The 19,901-nt window shown below is 65.8% G+C and carries 16 protein-coding genes; 10 read left to right on the top strand and 6 right to left on the bottom strand.

Annotation, left to right across the window (positions count from 1 at the left end; translation table 11 throughout):
- Positions 1-130 precede the first annotated feature (130 nt).
- The 6 genes from hemA (at position 131) to FAS41_RS11750 (ending at position 5,494) form a co-directional block, all read left to right on the top strand.
- Positions 131-1,399 (top strand): glutamyl-tRNA reductase, encoded by a 1,269-nt coding sequence (gene hemA / locus FAS41_RS11775; protein WP_138522368.1) that lies wholly within the window; start codon positions 131-133, stop codon positions 1,397-1,399.
- Positions 1,396-2,478 (top strand): peptide chain release factor 1, encoded by a 1,083-nt coding sequence (gene prfA / locus FAS41_RS11770; RefSeq protein WP_138215893.1) that lies wholly within the window; start codon positions 1,396-1,398, stop codon positions 2,476-2,478. The genes hemA and prfA overlap by 4 nt, the downstream gene beginning before the upstream one ends.
- A gap of 14 nt (positions 2,479-2,492) precedes the next feature.
- A complete protein-coding gene (prmC, locus tag FAS41_RS11765) occupies positions 2,493-3,323 on the top strand; it encodes a peptide chain release factor N(5)-glutamine methyltransferase (RefSeq protein WP_138522366.1) in 831 nt (276 codons plus the stop codon).
- The gene (locus FAS41_RS11760) at positions 3,317-4,072 is read left to right on the top strand and encodes a molybdopterin-synthase adenylyltransferase MoeB (protein ID WP_138522364.1); all 756 of its coding nucleotides are present in this window, start codon (positions 3,317-3,319) and stop codon (positions 4,070-4,072) included. The genes prmC and FAS41_RS11760 overlap by 7 nt, the downstream gene beginning before the upstream one ends.
- Positions 4,065-4,859 carry a glutamate racemase gene (gene murI / locus FAS41_RS11755; protein ID WP_138522362.1) on the top strand — a complete coding sequence of 265 codons (795 nt, stop codon included), beginning with the start codon at positions 4,065-4,067 and terminating at the stop codon, positions 4,857-4,859. Before FAS41_RS11760 ends, murI begins: the two co-directional genes overlap by 8 nt.
- Positions 4,860-4,972: 113 nt before the next feature.
- Entirely contained in the window at positions 4,973-5,494 is a 522-nt protein-coding gene (locus tag FAS41_RS11750) for an acyloxyacyl hydrolase (RefSeq protein ID WP_138522360.1), read from the top strand.
- Positions 5,495-5,633: 139 nt separating this feature from the next.
- Here FAS41_RS11750 and phrB read toward each other — a convergent pair whose 3' ends face one another.
- The 4 genes from phrB to FAS41_RS11730 all read right to left on the bottom strand — a co-directional run bounded on the left by phrB (position 5,634) and on the right by FAS41_RS11730 (position 10,133).
- On the bottom strand, positions 5,634-7,061 hold the full coding sequence (gene phrB / locus FAS41_RS11745; RefSeq protein ID WP_138522358.1) for a deoxyribodipyrimidine photo-lyase: 1,428 nt from the start codon (positions 7,059-7,061) through the stop codon (positions 5,634-5,636).
- Complete coding sequence (locus FAS41_RS11740; RefSeq protein WP_138522356.1) at positions 7,058-8,008, bottom strand: MerR family transcriptional regulator; 951 nt, start codon at positions 8,006-8,008, stop codon at positions 7,058-7,060. The genes phrB and FAS41_RS11740 overlap by 4 nt, the downstream gene beginning before the upstream one ends.
- A gap of 31 nt (positions 8,009-8,039) precedes the next feature.
- A complete protein-coding gene (locus tag FAS41_RS11735) occupies positions 8,040-8,999 on the bottom strand; it encodes a YbgA family protein (protein WP_138522354.1) in 960 nt (319 codons plus the stop codon).
- A 150-nt stretch (positions 9,000-9,149) separates the two neighbouring features.
- Entirely contained in the window at positions 9,150-10,133 is a 984-nt protein-coding gene (locus tag FAS41_RS11730) for an NAD(P)/FAD-dependent oxidoreductase (RefSeq protein ID WP_138522352.1), read from the bottom strand.
- Positions 10,134-10,409: 276 nt separating this feature from the next.
- On the opposite strand from FAS41_RS11730, the gene FAS41_RS11725 reads away from it, so the two are divergent.
- From FAS41_RS11725 to FAS41_RS11710, 4 genes are all read left to right on the top strand, one after another.
- Positions 10,410-11,315, top strand: coding sequence for a TIGR01777 family oxidoreductase (locus FAS41_RS11725; protein ID WP_138522350.1), 906 nt, complete (start codon positions 10,410-10,412; stop codon positions 11,313-11,315).
- A 120-nt stretch (positions 11,316-11,435) separates the two neighbouring features.
- Positions 11,436-12,458, top strand: coding sequence for a ferrochelatase (gene hemH, locus FAS41_RS11720; RefSeq protein WP_138522348.1), 1,023 nt, complete (start codon positions 11,436-11,438; stop codon positions 12,456-12,458).
- A gap of 312 nt (positions 12,459-12,770) precedes the next feature.
- On the top strand, positions 12,771-14,135 hold the full coding sequence (locus FAS41_RS11715; RefSeq protein WP_138522346.1) for a spinster family MFS transporter: 1,365 nt from the start codon (positions 12,771-12,773) through the stop codon (positions 14,133-14,135).
- A 103-nt stretch (positions 14,136-14,238) separates the two neighbouring features.
- The gene (locus FAS41_RS11710) at positions 14,239-15,354 is read left to right on the top strand and encodes a hypothetical protein (protein WP_138522344.1); all 1,116 of its coding nucleotides are present in this window, start codon (positions 14,239-14,241) and stop codon (positions 15,352-15,354) included.
- Positions 15,355-15,491: 137 nt separating this feature from the next.
- Here FAS41_RS11710 and FAS41_RS11705 read toward each other — a convergent pair whose 3' ends face one another.
- Positions 15,492-15,929: a type IV pilin protein gene (locus FAS41_RS11705; protein ID WP_138522342.1), complete on the bottom strand. Its 438-nt coding sequence runs from the start codon at positions 15,927-15,929 to the stop codon at positions 15,492-15,494.
- Positions 15,926-19,897, bottom strand: a complete 3,972-nt coding sequence (locus FAS41_RS11700) for a pilus assembly protein (protein ID WP_138522340.1) — start codon at positions 19,895-19,897, stop codon at positions 15,926-15,928. Before FAS41_RS11700 ends, FAS41_RS11705 begins: the two co-directional genes overlap by 4 nt.
- Between the last annotated feature and the right edge of the window lie 4 nt (positions 19,898-19,901).

The following is a 19,901-nucleotide window of genomic DNA, read 5'->3' as shown; positions in this document are numbered from 1 at the left end:
CAATCCCATGGGCAAGCGCCCGTTACGGGCCTCTATGCGATTTGCAGTGTGCGATACGTCGCGGGTGGTTGTCCTTCACAAGGCTAAGTAGGACAATTGCGGGCTTTCCGATCAGCATCAGCGATTCTGCATGGCCTTCATTGCCCTCGGCATCAACCACAAGACCGCGTCCGTGGCCGTCCGCGAGCGCGTGGCTTTTACTCCCGAGCAGATGGTCGAGGCCCTGCAGCTGCTGTGCAGGCTGACTTCCAGCCGCGAAGCCGCGATCCTCTCCACCTGCAACCGCAGCGAGCTCTACCTGGAGATCGAGCATCCGGACTCCGGCGACGTGCTGGCGTGGCTGGCCGATTACCACAACCTGGGGATCGACGACCTGCGCGCCTGTGCCTACGTCCATCAGGATGAGGAAGCTGTGCGCCACATGATGCGCGTCGCGGCGGGCCTGGATTCCATGGTGCTGGGCGAGCCGCAGATCCTCGGGCAGATGAAGTCCGCCTACGCGGTAGCGCGTGAGGCCGGCACCGTCGGGCCGATGCTGGGGCGCCTGTTCCAGGCCACCTTCAGCACCGCCAAGACCGTGCGTACCGACACCGCCATTGGTGAGAACCCGGTGTCCGTGGCTTTCGCCGCGGTCAGCCTGGCCCGGCAGATCTTCAGCGACCTGAGTCGCAGCCAGGCGTTGCTGATCGGCGCCGGCGAGACCATCACCCTGGTCGCCCGTCACCTGCACGAGCAGGGCGTGAAGCGCATCGTGGTCGCCAACCGCACCCTGGAGCGTGCCAGCCTGCTGGCCGAGCAGTTCGGCGCCCGCGCCATCCTGCTGGCGGACATGCCGGATGAGCTGGTCAACAGCGATATCGTCATCAGTTCCACTGCCAGCCAGTTGCCGATCCTCGGCAAGGGAGCGGTGGAGCGCGCGCTGAAACAGCGCCGTCACAAGCCGATGTTCATGGTCGATATCGCCGTCCCGCGTGACATCGAGCCGGAGGTTGGCGAGCTGGAAGACGTCTACCTCTATAGCGTCGATGACCTTCACGAAGTAGTCGCCGAAAACCTCAAGAGCCGCCAGGGCGCCGCCCAGGCCGCCGAGGAACTGGTCGGCGATGGCGTGCACGAGTTCATGCTGCGCCTGCGCGAGCTGGCCGCGGTGGATGTACTGCGCGCTTACCGCCAGCAGGCCGAGCGCCTGCGTGACGAGGAAACCCAGAAGGCCCAGCGCCTGCTGGCCAACGGCGCTGACCCGATGGAAGTCATCGCCCAGCTCAGCCGCGGCCTGACCAATAAATTGCTGCATGCCCCCAGCGTGCAGATGAAAAAACTCTCCGCCGAGGGCCGCATCGATGCGCTGGCCGTCGCGCAGGAACTGTTCGCCCTCGAGGAGGGCACTGACAAGCGATGAAAGCGTCCCTCCTGAAAAAGCTGGATATCCTCAGCGACCGCTACGAAGAGCTTACCGCTCTGCTGGGCGACGCCGAGGTGATCAGCGACCAGACCAAGTTCCGCGCCTACTCCCGTGAATACGCGGAAGTGGAGCCGGTCATCCTCGCTTTCCGCGAGTTCCGCAAGGTGCAGTCCGACCTGGAGGGCGCCCAGGCGCTGCTCAAGGACAGCGACCCGGACCTGCGTGAAATGGCCGAGGAAGAAGTCGCCGAGGCCAAGACCGCGCTGGTCGGCCTGGAGGATCGCCTGCAGCGCATGCTGCTGCCCAAGGACCCCAATGACGGCCGCAACGTCTTCCTGGAAATCCGCGCGGGCACCGGCGGCGACGAAGCGGCGATCTTCTCCGGCGACTTGTTCCGCATGTACTCGCGCTATGCCGAGAAGCAGGGCTGGCGCGTGGAGATCATGTCCGAAAATGAAGGCGAGCACGGCGGCTATAAAGAGGTGATTGCTCGCGTCGAGGGCGAGAGCGTCTACGCCAAGCTCAAGTTCGAATCCGGCGCCCACCGCGTACAGCGCGTGCCGGCCACCGAGTCCCAGGGGCGCATCCATACCTCCGCGTGCACCGTGGCGGTGCTGCCCGAGCCGGATGAGCAGGCGGCCATTGAGATCAACCCGGCCGATCTGCGCGTGGACACCTATCGCTCCTCCGGCGCCGGCGGCCAGCACGTGAACAAGACTGACTCGGCGGTGCGTATCACGCACATCCCGTCGGGCATCGTGGTCGAGTGCCAGGAGGAACGTTCGCAGCACAAGAACCGCGCCAAGGCCATGGCCTGGCTGGCGGCCAAGCTCAACGACCAGCAGCAGTCAGCGGCCCAGCAGGCGATCGCCAGCACGCGCAAGCTGCTGGTCGGTTCGGGCGATCGCTCCGAGCGTATCCGCACCTACAATTTCCCCCAGGGCCGGGTGACCGACCACCGCATCAACCTCACCCTCTATTCCCTGGGTGAAGTGATGGAAGGCGCGGTCGAGCAAGTCATCGAGCCGCTGCTGCAAGAGTTCCAGGCCGACCAGTTGGCCGCGCTCGGTGATTGAGAGAGCGACAGACCATGGCAACCATCATGACCCTGCTCAACGAGGCGCAACTGCCGGACTCGCCCAGTGCGCGCCTGGATGCCGAGCTGCTGCTCGCGGCCGCGCTGGGCAAGCCGCGCAGCTTCCTGCGGACGTGGCCCGAACGCGTGGTTAGCCGCGAGGCCCATGACCTCTACGACCGCTACCTGGCCCGCCGAGTGGCCGGTGAGCCCGTGGCCTACATCCTGGGCCGTCAGGGTTTCTGGAGCCTGGACCTGGAGGTCGCGCCGCACACCCTGATTCCCCGCCCCGATACCGAGCTGCTGGTGGAAACTGCGCTGGCGCTGCTGCCGGCCTCGCCATCGCGCGTACTGGACCTGGGCACCGGTACCGGCGCCATCGCCCTTGCGCTGGCGTGCGAACGCCTGAGCTGGCAGGTGCTGGGCGTCGACCGCATTCCCGAGGCCGTGGCCCTGGCCGAGCGCAACCGCGAACGCCTGCGCCTGGCCAACGTCGCCTTCCGCGCCAGTCACTGGTTCTCGGCGGTCGAGGGCGAGCGCTTCTCGCTGATCGTCAGCAACCCGCCCTACATTCCCAGTACCGACCCGCACCTCAAACAGGGCGACGTGCGCTTCGAGCCTTCGAGCGCACTGGTCTCCGGGCAGGATGGGCTGGACGACATCCGCCTGATCATCGACCAGGCGCCGGGCCATCTGGAAAACGGTGGTTGGCTGATGCTCGAACATGGCTTCGATCAGCCGGATGCCGTACGCGACCTGCTGCTCAGTCGTGGCTTTACTGCTGTGGAAAGCCGTCGCGACCTGGGCGGCCACGAACGCATCAGCCTGGGGCGCTGGACATGCTGACCGACAACGAACTCTTGCGTTACAGCCGGCAGATCCTCCTGCCGCAGATCGACGTCGAAGGCCAGCTGCGTCTGAAGGACAGCCGTGTGCTGATCGTCGGCCTCGGTGGCCTCGGCGCCCCGGTGGCGCTGTACCTGGCCGCTGCCGGCGTCGGCGAGCTGCACCTGGCGGACTTCGACACGGTCGACCTGACCAACCTGCAGCGGCAGATCATCCACGGTACCGACAGCGTCGGCGTGGGCAAGGTGGACTCCGCCATCGCCCGCCTGACCGCGCTGAACCCGGACGTGAAGCTGGTCGCCCATCGCCAGGCGCTGGACGCCGACTCCCTCGACGCCGCCGTGGCGGCCGTCGACCTGGTACTCGACTGCTGCGACAACTTCGGCACCCGTGAAGCGGTGAACGCCGCCTGCGTCGCTGCGAAGAAACCGCTGGTGAGCGGCGCGGCGATCCGCCTGGAAGGGCAGCTTTCGGTGTTCGACCCGCGCCGCGAGGAAAGCCCGTGCTACCACTGCCTCTATGGCCACGGCAGCGAAGCCGAACTGACCTGCAGCGAGGCCGGCGTGGTTGGCCCGCTGGTGGGGCTGGTGGGTAGCCTGCAGGCCTTGGAAGCGTTGAAGCTGCTGGCCGGCTTCGGCGATCCGCTGGTGGGCCGCCTGCTGCTGATCGATGCCCTCGGCACACGCTTCCGCGAGCTGCGGGTCAAGCGCGATCCGCAGTGCGCCGTGTGCGGAGCCACGAATGGCTGATGCCGCGCCGATCGGCGTGTTCGATTCCGGTGTGGGCGGCCTCAGCGTCCTCCACGAAATCCGGGCGCGGCTTCCCCGCGAATCCCTGATCTACCTCGCTGACTGCGGCCACGTGCCCTATGGCGAGAAGACCCCCGAGTACATCCGCGCGCGCTGCCGCGCCATCGCCGAGTTTCTCCTGGCCCGTGGCGCCAAGGCGCTGGTGGTGGCTTGCAATACGGCCACTGCTGCTGCCGCCGCGGACCTGCGTGAGCACTATCCACAGTTGCCCATCGTCGCCATGGAGCCGGCCGTGAAGCCGGCGGCCGAAGCGACCCGCAGTGGTGTGGTTGGTGTGCTGGCCACGACTGGCACGCTCAAGAGTGCACGCTTCGCAGCACTGCTGGACCGCTTCGCCAACGATGTGCGGGTCATTACCCAGCCTTGCCCAGGGCTGGTGGAGCGCATCGAACTGGGCGACCTGGACGGCCCGCAGACTCGCGAACTACTGCAAGGTTACGTTGCTCCGCTGCTGGCTGAAGGCTGCGACACGCTGATCCTCGGCTGCACGCATTACCCTTTCCTGCGCCCGTTGCTGCGCGAGCTTGTGCCTGCGGACGTCTCGCTGATCGATACCGGTGCCGCCGTGGCTCGCCAACTCGAGCGCCTGTTGCAGGTGCGGGGGATCTTGGCGGAAGGGCAGGCGAAAAAAACTGAGCTATGGACCAGCGGTGCAGTCGAAGGCTTTGAACGCGTACTGCCGGTGCTCTGGCGTGCCGGCGAAGCCGTCAGTTTCTTTCCTGACTGAAAAGAATAGCTAGCTACCTACTTTGGTCTGTCAGCGAATGCTGACAAATGGCCTTATAATTGCCAGCTATTCGCGGGGATTTTTCATTCAGCTTTCTAATAAAGGATGTTTCGATGAGGAAACTACTCTCGCTCGCTGCCTTGGCAGCTTTGACTCTGGGGCATCTGGTCCCCGCGCAGGCCGCTGGCCTGACCGGCGCCGTTGGCTTTACCGGACAGAACACCATGACCTACCGCCTGGGCCTGGGCTTCGACTGGGACAAGAGCTGGTGGGAAAGCTCCACGGGTCGTCTGACCGGCTACTGGGACGCTGGCTACACCTACTGGGAAGGTGGTGACGAGGCCAGCGGCCGCCACTCGCTGTCCTTCAGCCCGGTGTTCGTCTACGAGTTCTCCGGCGAGAAGGTCAAACCCTTCGTCGAGGCCGGTATCGGCGTGGCCGTGTTCAGTGGCTCCCGCGTGGGCGACCAGGACCTGGGCGGCGCCTTCAACTTCGAGGATCGCCTCGGCGTCGGCCTGCGCTTCGGCGAGGGTCAGGCCCTGGGCGTGCGTGCCATGCATTACTCCAATGCCGGCATCAGCCAGCCGAACGATGGCATCGAATCCTACAGCCTCTATTACACGCATCCGCTGTAACAGAACGCTGACAAAGAAAGCCGGGCCCTGGGCCCGGCTTTTTTGTGCGTGGTCGAAAGGTACGTGTAGGAGCGAGCTTGCTCGCAATCACGCCCGACCGGTTCGCGAGCGAGCTCGCTCCTACAGAAAAGCCGTTGCCTCAGACAGAGGCGGCCAGGCTCTTGAAGGCATCCAGCGCCCGCTCGCGGGTGGCGGAGAGGTCGCACATCGGCTGCGGATAGCCTTCCGCGCCGAACAGCCCGAGCTTCGACGGATCGTGCAGGGCCCGACCCTGCAGCCTGGCCAGCTCCGGCACCCAGTGTCGGATGAAGCGGCCGTCCGGGTCGAAGCGCTCGGACTGCGAGATCGGATTGAAGATACGGAAGTAAGGCGCCGCGTCGGTGCCGGTGGAGGCGCTCCATTGCCAGCCGCCGTTGTTCGCCGCAAGGTCGCCGTCGATCAGGTGGCGCATGAACCAGCGTTCACCCTCGCGCCAGTCGATCAGCAGGTTTTTGGTAAGGAACATCGCCACCACCATGCGCAGGCGGTTGTGCATCCAGCCGGTGGCGAGCAACTGGCGCATCGCGGCGTCGATGAGGGGGAAGCCGGTGCGGCCCTGCTGCCAGTCTTCCAGGTCTTTCTGGTCGTAGCGCCACTTCAGTTTTTCGGTGTCCTCGCGGAAGGCGCGGTGCCGGCTCACGCGTGGGAAGCCGACCAGGATGTGCTTGTAGAACTCGCGCCAGAGCAGCTCGTTGATCCAGCTGACCGCGCCACTGTTGCCGGTCTCGAACTCGCCATGGTTGTTCGCCAGCGCCGCATGCAGGCACTGCCGGGGCGACAGCACGCCGGCGGCCAGGTACGGCGAGAGGCGACTGGTGCCGTCGCGGGCCGGGAGGTCGCGGGTGTCCTGGTAGGTCTTGAGGATTTCGTCGGTGAACAGCTCCACGCGCTCGTGGGCGGCGTCCTCGCCGGCTGGCCACTCTTCGCTCAGCTCGGCCGGCGGCGTCTCGAAACCATCGACCCGCCCGGGCACCTCGTCGCTGGCGATATCCAGCTCCTGCTGCGCGCGGGGCGCCGGTACGAGGCGGGGCACGCCGAGGTTCAGGCGTTCGTAGCAGACCTTGCGGAACTGGCTGTAGACCTGGAAGTAGGTACCGCCCTTGGTGAGGATGCTGCCCGGCGTGAAGAACAACTGGTCGAGGTGGCTGCGCAGGCGGACACCGTCGTGCTCCAGCGCCTTCGCCACGGCGGCGTCGCGGGCGGCTTCGTTGACGCCGTATTCCTCGTTGACGTGCAGCGTCTCGATGTCCAGTTCGCGGCAGAGTTGCGCGATGACTTTCGGCGCATCGTCCCAGTTTTCCGCGGTGCGGATCAGCAGCGGGATGCGCAACTGGTCGAGGCTGGTGCGCAGCTCGCGCAGGTTGCGCAGCCAGAAGTCGACCTTGCACGGCGCGTCGTCGTGACGCTGCCATTGGCCGGGGCTGAGCAGGTAGAGGGCGATCACCGGGCCGCGCTCGGCGGCCGCGTGCAGGGCGCTGTTGTCGCGAAGGCGCAGGTCGGTGCGCAGCCAGACGAGTTGGCGTTTCATGCGGCCTCCCCGCTGAGCAGCTGCAGCTCGCGCAGGAGATTGAATGCGGCGACCGGGTCGCTGGCCAGGTGCAGCGGCGGTTCGGCGATGGCCAGTTCCTGCAGCGCATCGGGGTGGATGGCGGTGGCAGGTCCTGCCAGCAGGCGCGGGCAGTCGACGCCGGCCAGCAACCGGGGCAGCTGCAACAGGTTCAGCGTGCGGCTGGAGTAGAGCAGCACGGCGCGCGGCTGCAGGCGTTCCACCGCCAGCGCCAGTTCACCGGGCGGCAAGGGCCAGTCGAAGGTTTCCAGCGGGCAGCCTGCACTGCTGGCCAGCCAGGCGGTGAGCCACAGGCCCGGCTCCAGTGGCAGGCCGGACTGGTTCACCAGCAGCAGCGGGGCGCCGCGTTGCTGGCGATTGTGGTGGTAGAGGCGAGTGCCGAACTTGGTGCGCAGCCAGGTGTGGAAGAACACCCGTTCCAGCTGCGCGCCGAACTGGCCCTGCCAGCGCCGCTCCAGCTCTTCCAGCAGCGGTAGCATCAGTTGTTCGCAGAGGGTTTGCGCGGGGTAGATCGCCAGCGCGCCGTTGAACAGCTCGTCCAGCTGGCGCTCGTTGATCCGGCCGATGGCGGCGATGCACTGCTGGCGCAGGTCGTCCCAGGGTGAGGCGGTGGTTTCCGGCGGTGGCGGTGCGTCTTCGTCGAGCAACGCGCGGATCTTGCTCACCGCCACGCCACGGCCGAGCCAGGTGAGGATGGCCTGGATGCGTACGATCTGCGCTTCGGAGTAGAGGCGATGGCCCTTGGGCGTGCGCTGTGGCACGACCAGGCCGTAACGACGCTCCCAGGCGCGCAGGGTGACCGGATTGACGCCGGTGCGCCGGGAGACTTCGCGGATCGGCAGCCAGCCTTCGGCCAGGGCCTGACGGTAGTCGTCGTCCGATTCGCGGTGAGGGTGGTCGGGATTCATGGGCTTCCTTTCAGTACGTCTGATGGCTACGTCAGATGGCATTGCGCAGGCTCAGGTCTTCGGGATGGGGTTGCAGGTAGGCCTGGGCATCGATGTAGGGGTGGGGGTGCAGGCGGAAGTGGTGCTTGAGCAGCGTCAGCGGCACCACCAACGGGATCACGCCTTCGCGGTACTGGTCGATCAGCCGCTGCATCTCGGCCTTCTCGGTGGACGGCAGGTCGTGCTTGAGATAACCGGCCAGGTGCTGCAACACGTTGCTGTGGGTGCCACGGGTGGCACAGGTGCCCAGCGCTTGCATGAATTCGCGGAAGTAGCCTGGAGCGAAGTCTTCCAGCGGTTGCTCGCCGATTTTCGCCATGCGCTGGCCAAGGGCGCTGTACTGGCGCGGGTTGTGCGCCATCAGCTGGTACTTATAGCGGGAGTGGAAGCCGATCACCGCGTGGCGTGTCAGGCCGTTCTCGCAGAGCTTTTGCCAGGCGGCGTAGGCGAACACGCGGGTGAGGAAATTCTCGCGGATCACTGGGTCGTTCAGCCGGCCTTCCTCTTCCACCGGCAACTCCGGGCGTGCCGCGCAGAAGGCCTCCGCGTAGAGCCCGCGTACACCTGGCGGGCGCAGCTGGCCGTCGAAGCGATAGAGCTTCACGCGCTGCAGACCGCAGGAGGGTGACTGTTGCATGAAGATGTAGCCGCAGATGTCCTGCTGCAGTCCGGCCTGCTTTCGGCCGAATTCGCGCAGGGCTTCGCTGACATCGCGACCGCCTTCGCGCTGGATCAGGGCTCTCGGGTCATCGCGGTCGCCGACCAGGCGCAGGGTCGGCCGCGGCACGCCGAGGCCGATGGCGACTTCCGGGCACACCGGAACGAAGTCGAAATAGCGGCTGAGGACGTCCAGGCACAGGCGAGATGCCTTGTGTCCGCCGTTGTAGCGCACCGGCTCGCCCAGCAGGCAGGCGCTGATGGCGAGCTTGGGACGTGGCGAGGTGTTGGGCATGGCAGTGACCGATTTCTTGTACAGGTGAATTTATTTGTACAACTGCCGGCAAGGATAGGCGCAGGCTTGTACAAGTGCAAAGGCTTGTACAAGAAAGGCGCGGGCGCGGGGATTCGAGGGCCCTCTCCGCCGGGAGAGGGCCGTGGCCGATCAGAGGTGTTCGAGCAGCCGGCGGGCGGCTTCCAGGCCGCTCAGCCAGGCGCCTTCGACACGGCCGGAGAGGCACCAGTCGCCGCAGGCGTAGATGCCCAGGTCAGCATCGGCGAGGGCGCCGAACTGGTGGGCTTCCATCGGGCGGGCGTAGAGCCAGCGGTGAGCGAGGGCGAAGTCGGGGGCGTGGACGGCGCAGCCGATCAGCTCGGCGAAGGCGCCGCGCAGGTGCTCGATTACGCTTTCCTTGGGCAGGTCGATGTGCTGTTTGCTCCAGCCGCTGGCGGCGTGCAGTACCCAGGTATCCAGTTGTTCGTCGCGGCCCGGCTTGGAGTGGTTGCTGGCCAGCCAGGACAGCGGTCCCTCGTGCACGAAACAGCCCTGCACGGGCGTATCCAGCGGTTCGCGGAAGGCCAGGGCGACGGCCCAGGTCGGTTCCATGGGAATGCTTGCAGCGGCGGCGGCCAACTTCGGCGCGCTGGCCAGCAACGCCGCAGCCTGGGGCGCGGGCGTTGCGACCAGTACACGGCTGAAGGGACCGTGGGTCTGGCCTTCGGAGTCCTGCAGGTGCCAGTGCTCCTCGCCGCGGTACACCTCGGTAATGCGGCAGGTGAAGGTGACGACCTGGTCCTGCAGCAGCGCACGGGTGATCGCACTCATGCGCGGGGTGCCGACCCAGCGCGGTTGCTCGTCGGGGGAAGGGCTCAGTTCACCGTCGCGGTATTGGTAGAGCGCTGGGTCCCATTCGGCGACCCAGCCGTGCTCGCGCCACTTCTGTACCGCGTCGAGAAAGCGCCGGTCGCGGGCGGTGAAGTATTGCGCACCGAGATCCAGGGCACCGGCTTCGCTGCGCTTGCTGGCCATCCGGCCGCCGCTGCCGTGGCCCTTGTCGAACAGCTGGACGACTTGTCCGGCATCGCGCAAGGCGTGGGCGGCCGAGAGTCCGGCGATACCGGTGCCAATGATGGCAATGGGGGCGCTCATGACATGCCTCGTAATCTGTTTGCTTTCAGCGTAACGAGCGGAGGGTTCTTGTACAAACGAATCTATCTGTACAATTACGTTTCAGTTGCTCGCGCTCGTCAACGATAGGAGTCCGATCATCGGAACCTTCGGCGCCGCATCGGTTCATTCAGGAATGAGCCCGGCTTCGGTTCCGGCACTTACAGCGTAGACCTCGCCGTAGAGGGAGTGTCAATGCAATCGCCTCCCTCTCGTCCAGACTGATGGAAGGTGGAACAACGCAACAAGGAGTTCGCCATGCATATTCTCTTGACCGGCGGTACCGGTCTGATCGGCCGCCGCCTCTGCCGCCAGTGGAGCGCCCAAGGGCACCAGCTCACCGTGCTGAGCCGCCAGCCGCAGCGCGTCACCTCGCTTTGCGGTGAGACGGTGCGCGGCATCGCCGACTTCGAGGCCTACGGAGACGGGCCGTTGGATGCGGTGGTCAACCTGGCCGGCGAACCCATCGCCGACAAGCCCTGGAGCGCACGGCGCAAGGCCCTGCTGTGGGACAGTCGGGTGCGCCTGACTGAACGCCTGGTGAGCTGGCTGGAGGGGCGCAGCCAGCGCCCGGCGGTACTGATCAACGGCTCGGCGGTTGGCTGGTACGGCGATGCTGGTGAGCGTCCATTGGAAGAGAACAGCGCGGCGGCCGGCGAGGACTTCGCCAGCGAGTTGTGCCTGGCCTGGGAGCAGATCGCCCGCGAGGCCGAGGCACTGGGTATCCGCGTGGTCCTGGTGCGCACCGGTCTGGTGCTGGCGCCCGAGGGCGGCTTCCTCAAGCGCCTGCTGCCGCCGTTCCGCCTGGGCGCCGGTGGGCGGCTGGGGGATGGTCGACAGTGGATGTCGTGGATCCATATAGAAGACCAGATCGCCCTGATCGATTTTCTTTTGCGCAAGGAGGATGCGGCCGGTCCTTATAATGCGTGCGCGCCGCAGCCGGTGCGCAACCGCGACTTCACCCAGGAACTGGGCCAGGCGCTGCACCGGCCGACGCTGATGCCCGTACCGGGTTTTGCCTTGCGTCTGCTGCTGGGCGAGCTGTCGACCCTGCTGCTGGGCGGCCAGCGCATCGTGCCGCGCCGCCTGCTGGATGCCGGCTTCGAGTTCCGCTTCCCGGAATTCAAGCAGGCGCTGGCCGATGTGTTGCAGGAAAAGCGCTGAGCCCCTGCGACATCGGCGACAACCCTGAAACAGCCTCGGGCTGCTCTGGATAGCGCGGGCTGCGTGTAAACTGCGCAGCCCGCACGACGACCTCCTACCGTACCGGTTTAAGGACATTGCATGACCCAAAACGCCCTCCTGCTGGTCAACCTGGGTTCGCCGGCCTCCACCCAGGTCGAGGACGTGCGCCGCTACCTCGATCAGTTCCTCATGGACCCTTACGTGATCGACCTGCCGTGGCCGATCCGCCGGCTGTTGGTGTCGCTGGTGCTGCGCAAGCGCCCGGAGGAATCCGCCCACGCCTACGCGTCGATCTGGTGGGAGGAGGGCTCGCCGCTGATCGTGCTGAGCCGCCGTTTGCAGGAGGCCGTCAGGCCGTTCTGGCCACACGGCCCGGTGGAACTGGGCATGCGCTATGGCGAGCCGTCGATTGAAAAGGCGCTGCTGCGCCTGAGCCAGCAGGGCATCACCCAGGTGACCTTTGCACCGCTCTACCCGCAGTTCGCCGACAGCACCACTACCACCGCCATCGAGGAAGCCCGCCGGGTAATGCGTGAGCACAACCTCAAGCTGGAGCTGAAGGTGCTGCCGCCGTTCTACGCCGAGCCCGAGTACCGCCAGGCGCTGGTGGACAGCGTCAAGCCGTACCTGGAGCAACCCTACGATCACCTGCTGCTGAGCTTCCACGGCCTGCCCGAGTCGCACATCCGCAAGTTGGTGAAGGACAAGAGCCACGACCTTACCGCCAGCTCCAGCCGGGGTGTACACGAGGACGTCATGGCCGTCTGTTACCGCAGCCAGTGCCTGCGCACGGCCGAAGACTTCGCCGCTGGCGCCGGCCTGCAGGACGGACGCTGGTCGGTATCCTTCCAGTCGCGCCTGGGCCGCAACAAGTGGATCGAACCCTACACCGAGGCGCAACTGGACAAGCTCGGCAAGCAGGGTGTGAAGCGCCTGCTGGTGATGTGCCCGGCCTTCGTCGCCGACTGCATCGAGACGCTGGAAGAGATCGGCCAGCGCGGCAACGAGCAGTTCCGCGCGGCGGGTGGGGACGAGCTGGTGCTGGTGCCGTGCCTGAATGACCAGGAGCTGTGGGCGCGGGCGCTGGCGAAGCTGTGCGAGCGGACGCCTGCTGCGGTTTGAACCCGTCATGCAGGGCGAACAACGCGCTCCGTTCTAGCCGCCCTGCACGGAAGTCCGTCTTTTCGTAGGAGCGAGCTTGCTCGCGAACCCGCCCTGCACTGGAGCTGCCGGCAAGTTGTTCGCGAGCAAGCTCGCTCCTACAACTGACCCCGGTGAAACCCGTGGGCCAACCTCTGACCACCCGTTCATCAGTCAACGGCCGACGCGCGCATTCAGAGATTTGATAGTGCGCGCGCGACGCGTTCGCAATGCCTACTCTGCGGGTTCTCCCCTTCGCCTTCGCCGCGATTGGCGGCGTTTCAGGAGCCCGGCATGAACAACAACAATAACGGCTACCCCTCCAGTGCCGTGGCCTGGTCCACGGTTGCGATCCTCATGGTCGCGTACGTGCTTTCCTTCATCGACCGACAGATTCTCAACCTGCTGGTCGGTCCCATCCGTCGCGATCTGGAAATCAGCGACACGCAGATGAGCCTGCTGATGGGCCTATCGTTCGCGCTGTTCTATACCCTGTGCGGCATCCCGCTCGGGCGCATGGCCGACAGCCGCAGCCGCCGCGGGCTGATCACCGTCGGCGTGCTGATCTGGAGCGCCATGACCGCTGCCTGCGGCCTGGCCCGCCAGTACTGGCACTTCCTGCTGTTCCGCGTCGGTGTCGGCGTGGGCGAGGCGGCCTTGTCGCCGGCGGCCTATTCGCTGATCGCCGACAGCTTCCCGGCCAACCGCCGCGCCACTGCCATCAGCGTCTATTCCATGGGTATCTACCTTGGCTCGGGGCTGGCCTTCCTGCTCGGCGGGCTGGTGATCAAGTTCGCCTCTGCCCAGGGCGACGTGCACCTGCCGGTCCTCGGTGAAGTGCGCCCCTGGCAGCTGATCTTCCTGATTCTCGGCGCGGCCGGCGTGCTCTTCACCCTGCTGATGCTCGCGGTGAAAGAGCCGACACGCCGTGGCGTGGGCGCTGGCGTGGTGGTGCCGATGAGCGAAGTGGGTGCCTACCTGCGTGCCAACCGCAAGACCGTGCTCTGTCACAACTTCGGCTTCGCCTGCATCTCCTTCGCCAGCTACGGCAGCGGCGCCTGGGTGCCGACCTTCTTCGTCCGCACTTACGGCTGGGACGCCGGCCACGTGGGGGTGGTGTATGGCAGCATCGTCGCGGTGTTCGGCTGCCTGGGCATCGTCTGCGGTGGCCGCCTGGCCGACTACTGGGCCAAGCGCGGGCGTACCGATGCCAACATGCGCGTGGGCCTGCTCGCCGCCTGCCTGGCGATTCCGCTGAGCCTGGTCTATCCGCTGCTGGACAGCGGCAACGCGGCAGCGGCAATGATGGCGCCCATCGTGTTCTTCCTCAGCATGCCCTTCGGCGTCGCCCCGGCGGCGATCCAGGAAATCATGCCCAACTCCATGCGCGGCCAGGCCTCGGCCATCTACCTGTTCGTGGTCACGCTGCTGGGCCTGGGCATCGGCCCGACCGCTATCGCCCTGGTGACCGACTACGTGTTCGGCGACGACATGGCGCTGCGCTACTCGCTGCTGATCGTCAGCGTCGTGGCGCTGGTCGCCGGTGCATTGCTGCTGGCCAATGGTCTGAAGCCCTACCGCGCGAGCCTCGAACACCTCAAGAGCTGGAGCGTGAAAGGCGAGACCGACAGCGGCGCGATGCAACGCCAGCCGGCCTGATCGCTCTTTCGCAAGATCGAGCCCCCGCGCAGTGATGCGCGGGGGCTTTTCTTTGCGCGTGGCACAATGCGGCGGAACGCGGATTCGTGGAGAGGTTTCCAGCATGGAAGGAAAGGGCATTGGGACGTGGCTGGCCGCCCTTGGGGCGCTGGTGCTGAGCGCTTCTGCAGGGGCGGACGAACCCTGGGTGGCCTTCACGCAGAATGACCTCATCGGCTTCAAGGATGCACGGGGCGGTGTGAAGGTCCCGCCGAAGCTCAGCCCGATGTTCACCCTGGCCCGGCGCTTCGAGCACATCATCGCCACCGGTGAGGACACCGCCAACGGTTACCGCAGCTACTACCTGCTGCGCGATGGCCGCCAGGTGGCCCCGGATTCGCTGTACTTCTTCGATAACGCACCGATCTGCGAGAGCGAAAACAGCATCCGCTTCCGCGACCGCGTGCGTGACAAGGTTGGCTTCCTCGATGGCGATGGCCAGGTGCTGATCCCCGCCGAGCTGAGCGACGCGACGGCCATGCGCAATGGCATGGTTGTGGCGTTGAAGGGCGCTACGCGGAGCTGCGTCGATCCGGGCGCGAGCCTGGAACACTGCGAGCACAAGGGGTGGAGCGGTGGCACCGAAGTGCTGCTCGACCGCCACGGCACGACGCTGGTGGCGAACTTCGACAGTTCCCGTGCCAGCACGCTGGATTGGTTTTCCCGGCAGGTGAGCGAGCAACCTTCCAGCGATCCACGCCGCGTTTCCTTCAGGGGAGTCGACGGTCGTTACCTCAGCTTCGTCGACGTCGAGAAGGACTTCGCCATCTGGTTCAAGGACGAATTCCTCGCGCACGTCGATGACGCTTCGCTGAAGGCACACAGCTACAAGCAGATTTGGAGCGGGCAGGGTAGCGAGCCACTGGATGACTGGAGGTCCGTTTCGACGGACGAAGCGCTGCGCCAATACGGCCCGGTACTGCGCAAGCGGCTGGAGGTCCTGCGAAGCTCCGCTGGCTACGGCGTGCGCCAGGACGACATGGGTTGGCCCTTCGACCCCGAGCGTGATCCGCAGTACTTCGACGGTTGCGGCGAGTTTACCCAGTGGCGGACGCCCAAGGTATTGGCCATGGAACATTGGGAGCAGGGCTCGTTCGAGCCGGCCAGGCACGCCAGCTTCGACTTCATCCGCACCGCCGAGGGCTATCGGTTGGTGGCGTTTTCCATCCCCACGCCGTAATCGCTTTATGTAGGAGCGAGCTTGCTCGCGAACAGAGGTTCGCTTGGCACTACGGCGTCAGGCAGTTCGCGAGCAAGCTCGCTCCTACATCGACGCATCACACAGTTCTGGGGCCAACGAGTGCTCCGACTGAGCACTCAGCGCCAGCAATCGCTCACGCTGCCCGTGCCGCTGCTGCCCTTCTGGCCCTGGGCGGTCAGGGTCAGGTGTGTGCACTTGCTGTCGGTGAAGGTCGGGTTGGCGGTCAGCGTGTAGCCGCCGTCGCTGCTGCCGCCTCCCACCGTCAGCGTATAAAGACCGGTGGGAGAGGTGACGGTGCTGCCGCTGGTGCCGGAGAGCTTCAGGTTCGCCACCGAAGCCTGGTCGGTGACGTAGCCGGATACCGAGTTGAGCGCATACCAGCGCTCCTCCTGCGAGGCCGCCTGGTTGAGCAGAGCCTGGCCTTCCGCGCGTTTGCCACGCAGCACGTATTCCTGGTAGCTGGGGTAGGCGACGGCAGCGAGGATCGCCACGATCGCCACCACCACCATCAGCTCCATCAGGGTGAAGCCTGCTTGTCGGTACTGCCTGTTCATTCCTGTTCCTTGATGTTCAGCCAGTTCTGCCGTCCGGAACTGGAACCACTGGTGGCTACGCTCACGCAGCCATCGCTGCCGCAGGCGTTGACGTTGCTGCTGCTGGCGCTGGTGCTGCCGACAGTGAAGCCGCCCTTCAGACCGGACATCTGCAGGGCGGAGACGACACCGCCGTTGTAGAGATCGTTGTCGTCCACCACCCCGTCGTTGTTCAGGTCCAGGGTGGCGAAGTCGGTGGCGCCGCCGGTGTACGGGTCGAGCGACATCAGCCAGGTGGTGACGCCGTCGGCGCAGGGATCTTCGTTGGGCGTCAGGGTGCTGGCGAGCAGCACGCCGGAGGTGGCATAGGGGTTGTTGACCACCATTTCGCCGGTGGCCGGAAGGTCCAGGTACCAGCCGTACTGCGAGACGTTGCCGCTGCTGTCGTACCAGGTGACGGCGTTGTCGCTGACGGTGCGGATGGTCTGGGTGACTGCCGTGCCGCTGTTGTCGAACGAGGTGGTGACTTCGCTCTGGGTGATGGTCTGCTGCTGCAGCTTGCTGCGGCTGAGCGTGGGCGTACTGCCGGCGGCCTCGCCTGCGGTCTGCCGGTCCCAGATGCCGTAGAGGCCCATCACCTGGGTGGTATTGGGGTCGGCGTCGTCGGACTCGATGTACTTGCCGGTGCCGAAGATCACCAGGTAGCCGGTGCCGGAGCTGTGCTTGACCAGGTAGGGGGCGCTGGTGATGGGCTGCACTTGCCCGGCGGTGGTGGTCGCGCTGTACAGCGGCGACCCGCCGAAGCCGACGCGGAAGCTGCTGGCGGTGGTACTGGCGGTGAGGCTGCCGGAGCTGGTCAGGTCGAAGCGCCAGAGGTTGCCGTGGAGATCGCCGGCGTAGACGTAGTCGGTGATCAGGTCTCCGTTGATGTCAGCGGCGCGCGGGGTGGCCAGGCCATTGGCGGTGGTCTTGCCGTCGCTGGCGGTCAGAGCCTTGATCAGGCTGCCGTCCTTGACGTCCATCAGGTAGAGCACGGCCTTGTCGTTGGTGCCGTTGTAGCCGTTGCCCAGGATCACCGCCCAGGTGCCGTTGTGCAGCAGGCTGATGGTCGGCCGCGAGTAGGTGAAGCCCAGCTCGCTGTAATCGCTGTCGCTGTAACTCTTTTCCCAGAGCAGCTTGATATTGGCCGGGTCGGTGATGTCCAGGGCGAACAGCGCGCGGCCGCCGCCGCGCAGGGTACCGACCAGTACGGTGTGCCAGGCGTTGTCGTAGTAGACGTCGGCGGTCACCGGCGAGCCGTCCACGTAGTACTGGTGGGTGGCGCTGGTGTAGTCGCTGTCGCTCAGCTTGTAGAGGTTGCTGATCACCGCACTGGGCACGTAGGCGAAGACTTCCTTGCCGTCGGCATTGAAGGCGTGAAGCATGCCGTCGTTGGCGCCGACATAGAGACGCGTGGGACGTGCGCTCCAGGTGCTCTTGAAGGTGGTGTAGGAGGTGTCGGTGCTGCTGACGGTGGCGTTCATCAGCGAGGCCAGGCGATTGGGCGGGCCGACCAGCACTGGCGAGGAGTCGATGATGTCGCCCAGCACGGTGCTGCGGGTGCGGAACAGTGTGCCTTCGTTGCTGCGGTCACCGCGCAGGTAGGCCACGCGCTTCTCGCCATTGCTGTCGGTGACGCTGGCGAGGGTCTTGTTGAGGGTGGTCTGCTGGGCGCTGCTGAGGTTGCTCCAGGTGAAATCCTTCAGCGTGCCGGCGGTGCTGCCGGCCATCTTCACCGTGCGCGTGGACCAGGCGCTGTTGCCGCTGCCGTAGGTGCTGTCCATCACGTCCTGGGCGCTCCACACCGAGGTCTGGCTGCCGTTGGCGGTGTTCTGCAGGTACTTGATGAGGTCACCGCTCCAGTCGGTGCTGGCGAACTTCGGGGTGTAGCTGTACAGCTCGCTGTCGGCGGTGCTGCTGTCGGCGTTGAGCAGCGGCGAACTCACCAGCGCCGGCGCGGCACCGGAGTCCTCGCGCTGGGAGATGCGGTTGACCACGTTCTGCAGGGCCGAAACCAGGTCGTCGGGCGAGTCGACGCTGAAGAATTCGCCACGGGAATCGATCGCCGCGTGCCACAGGTCGTAGACGTTGTTGGCGCTGCCCGACGAAGCCGCAGGCCAGCTCAGGGTGCCGGCGGCGAGCTTGCTGTAGTCGCCCGAATAGGTGTCGCCGCCCCAGGCCGGGTTGGTCAGGCTGGTGGTCAGGCCCAGGCCGACGAAGTAGCTGACCATGTGCTGCCAGGTGGCCGGGTCGTTCTTCGGGTTCCAGTACTGGGTGGTGGCGTTGCTGTTGCTCTCGGCGATGTAGGTGCTGACGTTGTTGGCGATGTTCGGCTGGGCGTCGGTCGCCCAGTACTTGAACGCCAGGTCGGCGAGGGTATTGGAGGCGCTGTCCTTGTAGGGCGCGCGTGCGCTGTAGGCCTGGCCGTCGGGCAGGGTGCGGCTGGTGCTGTCCCAGTCGCCATGACTGCCAGCGGTGTTCCAGATGCCGTCGGTCAGCGTGATGCTGTAGCTCGCCCGGCAGCTGTACAGCGGCGTTTCACTGCTGCCGATGGAGTAGGCGTAGGGGCTGTACTTGCCGGTGACGCTGAGCAGCGAACCAACGCGGTCGACGGCGTCCAGCAGCGGGGTGCCCTGGTTGAAGTAGATGTCCCCCAGCCATTCGAAGAACTTGGCCCGGTGCGCGCCGGAGAAGGTGCCGAGGCGGTTGTCGTAGTAGCTGGTGCTGGTGTTGCTCAGCCCACGACAGTTGTAGCTCGACAGGTACGAGCTGCTGGTGATGCAGGTATCGCTGGTGCCCAGGGCCTGCCAGCTCAGCCGGGTGTTCTCCGGCAGCGTGACGAAGGCGAGGTTGGCGCCCGATTGAGTCGCCAGCTCGCGGTTGCGATAGAAGCTGTACCAGTTGGCGAAGTTCTGTCGCTCGTCGCCGCCGTTGGCGCCGGAGGTGGAGGACACCGTCACCAGCTTGTAGCAGTTGTCGTCGTTGATGCTGCTGGTGCAACCGCTGAGTGCGGTGTTGTAGACGTAGTAGTACGCCGGCACTGCCGTCTTGGTGCGATCCGGGTAAGTGGTGGTGGTCGTCAGGGTGGTCGTCGCGGTCGACGTCACCGTGTAGGTGGTGGTCTTGCCACTGGTGGTGTAGGAGCAGCTGGCGGTGGAGTAGCTGACGGCGGTGGTGGTACTGGAGGTGCTGCCGTCACTGTTGGTGGTGGTCGAACCGGTGCTGGATTTCGGGTTGGTGATGGTCGCGGTGCAGCTGTTGCTCTTGGCGGTGACGGTATAGGTGCCGCCGCCGGTGAGCGAGGCCGATTTGCCGGTGGAGGTCGTCGAGCCGCTGACGCTGCTCGTGCTGCTGGTGCTGGACGAGGTGCTGCTCGAACTGAAGTCCGAGGAGGGGTTCGCCGCCAGGTAATAGACCTTGTCGGGACTGCTGTAGGAGCTGTAGCCGGTGTAGGTCCAGTAGGTGCTGTCGGTGGTCGCCCGCGCGGTGTCGTATTCCCAGGAAACCTTGTAAGCCGAGCTCAGGTCCAGGCTGCCCTTGGCGCTCTTGAAGCCGTTCACGTAGGCCGCGGTGAAGCTGGTGGTCAGCGGCGTGTAGGTGGTGACGGCATTGCTGTAGAGGACGTTGTAGGGCGCCTGGTAGGTGACGTTGGGGTTGTAGTACAGCGGGTTGAAGGTCGACGACTTGGCGCGCCGGCTGGTGCGGATCTGGTCCGCCGTATAGCCGTTGTAGGTGGCGTTGGTCGTGGGGTTGAGGCCGTCCGGCGCGAAGCTCCAGCGCATGCTGTTGGAGTTGTCGATGGTCACCATGATGTTCGGCGCCACGCCCTCGGTGAGGAACAGTGGTTGCTGGCTCAGGGTCAGTGTCGCGGCATCGGTGGGCAGCGCGGTGGCCAGCAGCAGGCCGCCGAACAGGAACAGCAGGAAGGGCTGGGCGGGACGTCGGCTCACGTCA

The organism is Pseudomonas nicosulfuronedens (assembly GCF_005877905.1).
In the GTDB taxonomy this organism is placed as follows: Bacteria; Pseudomonadota; Gammaproteobacteria; order Pseudomonadales; family Pseudomonadaceae; genus Pseudomonas; species Pseudomonas nicosulfuronedens.
Note: the sequence above shows the minus strand (reverse complement) of the source record. Positions and strands in the feature narration are given on the sequence as shown.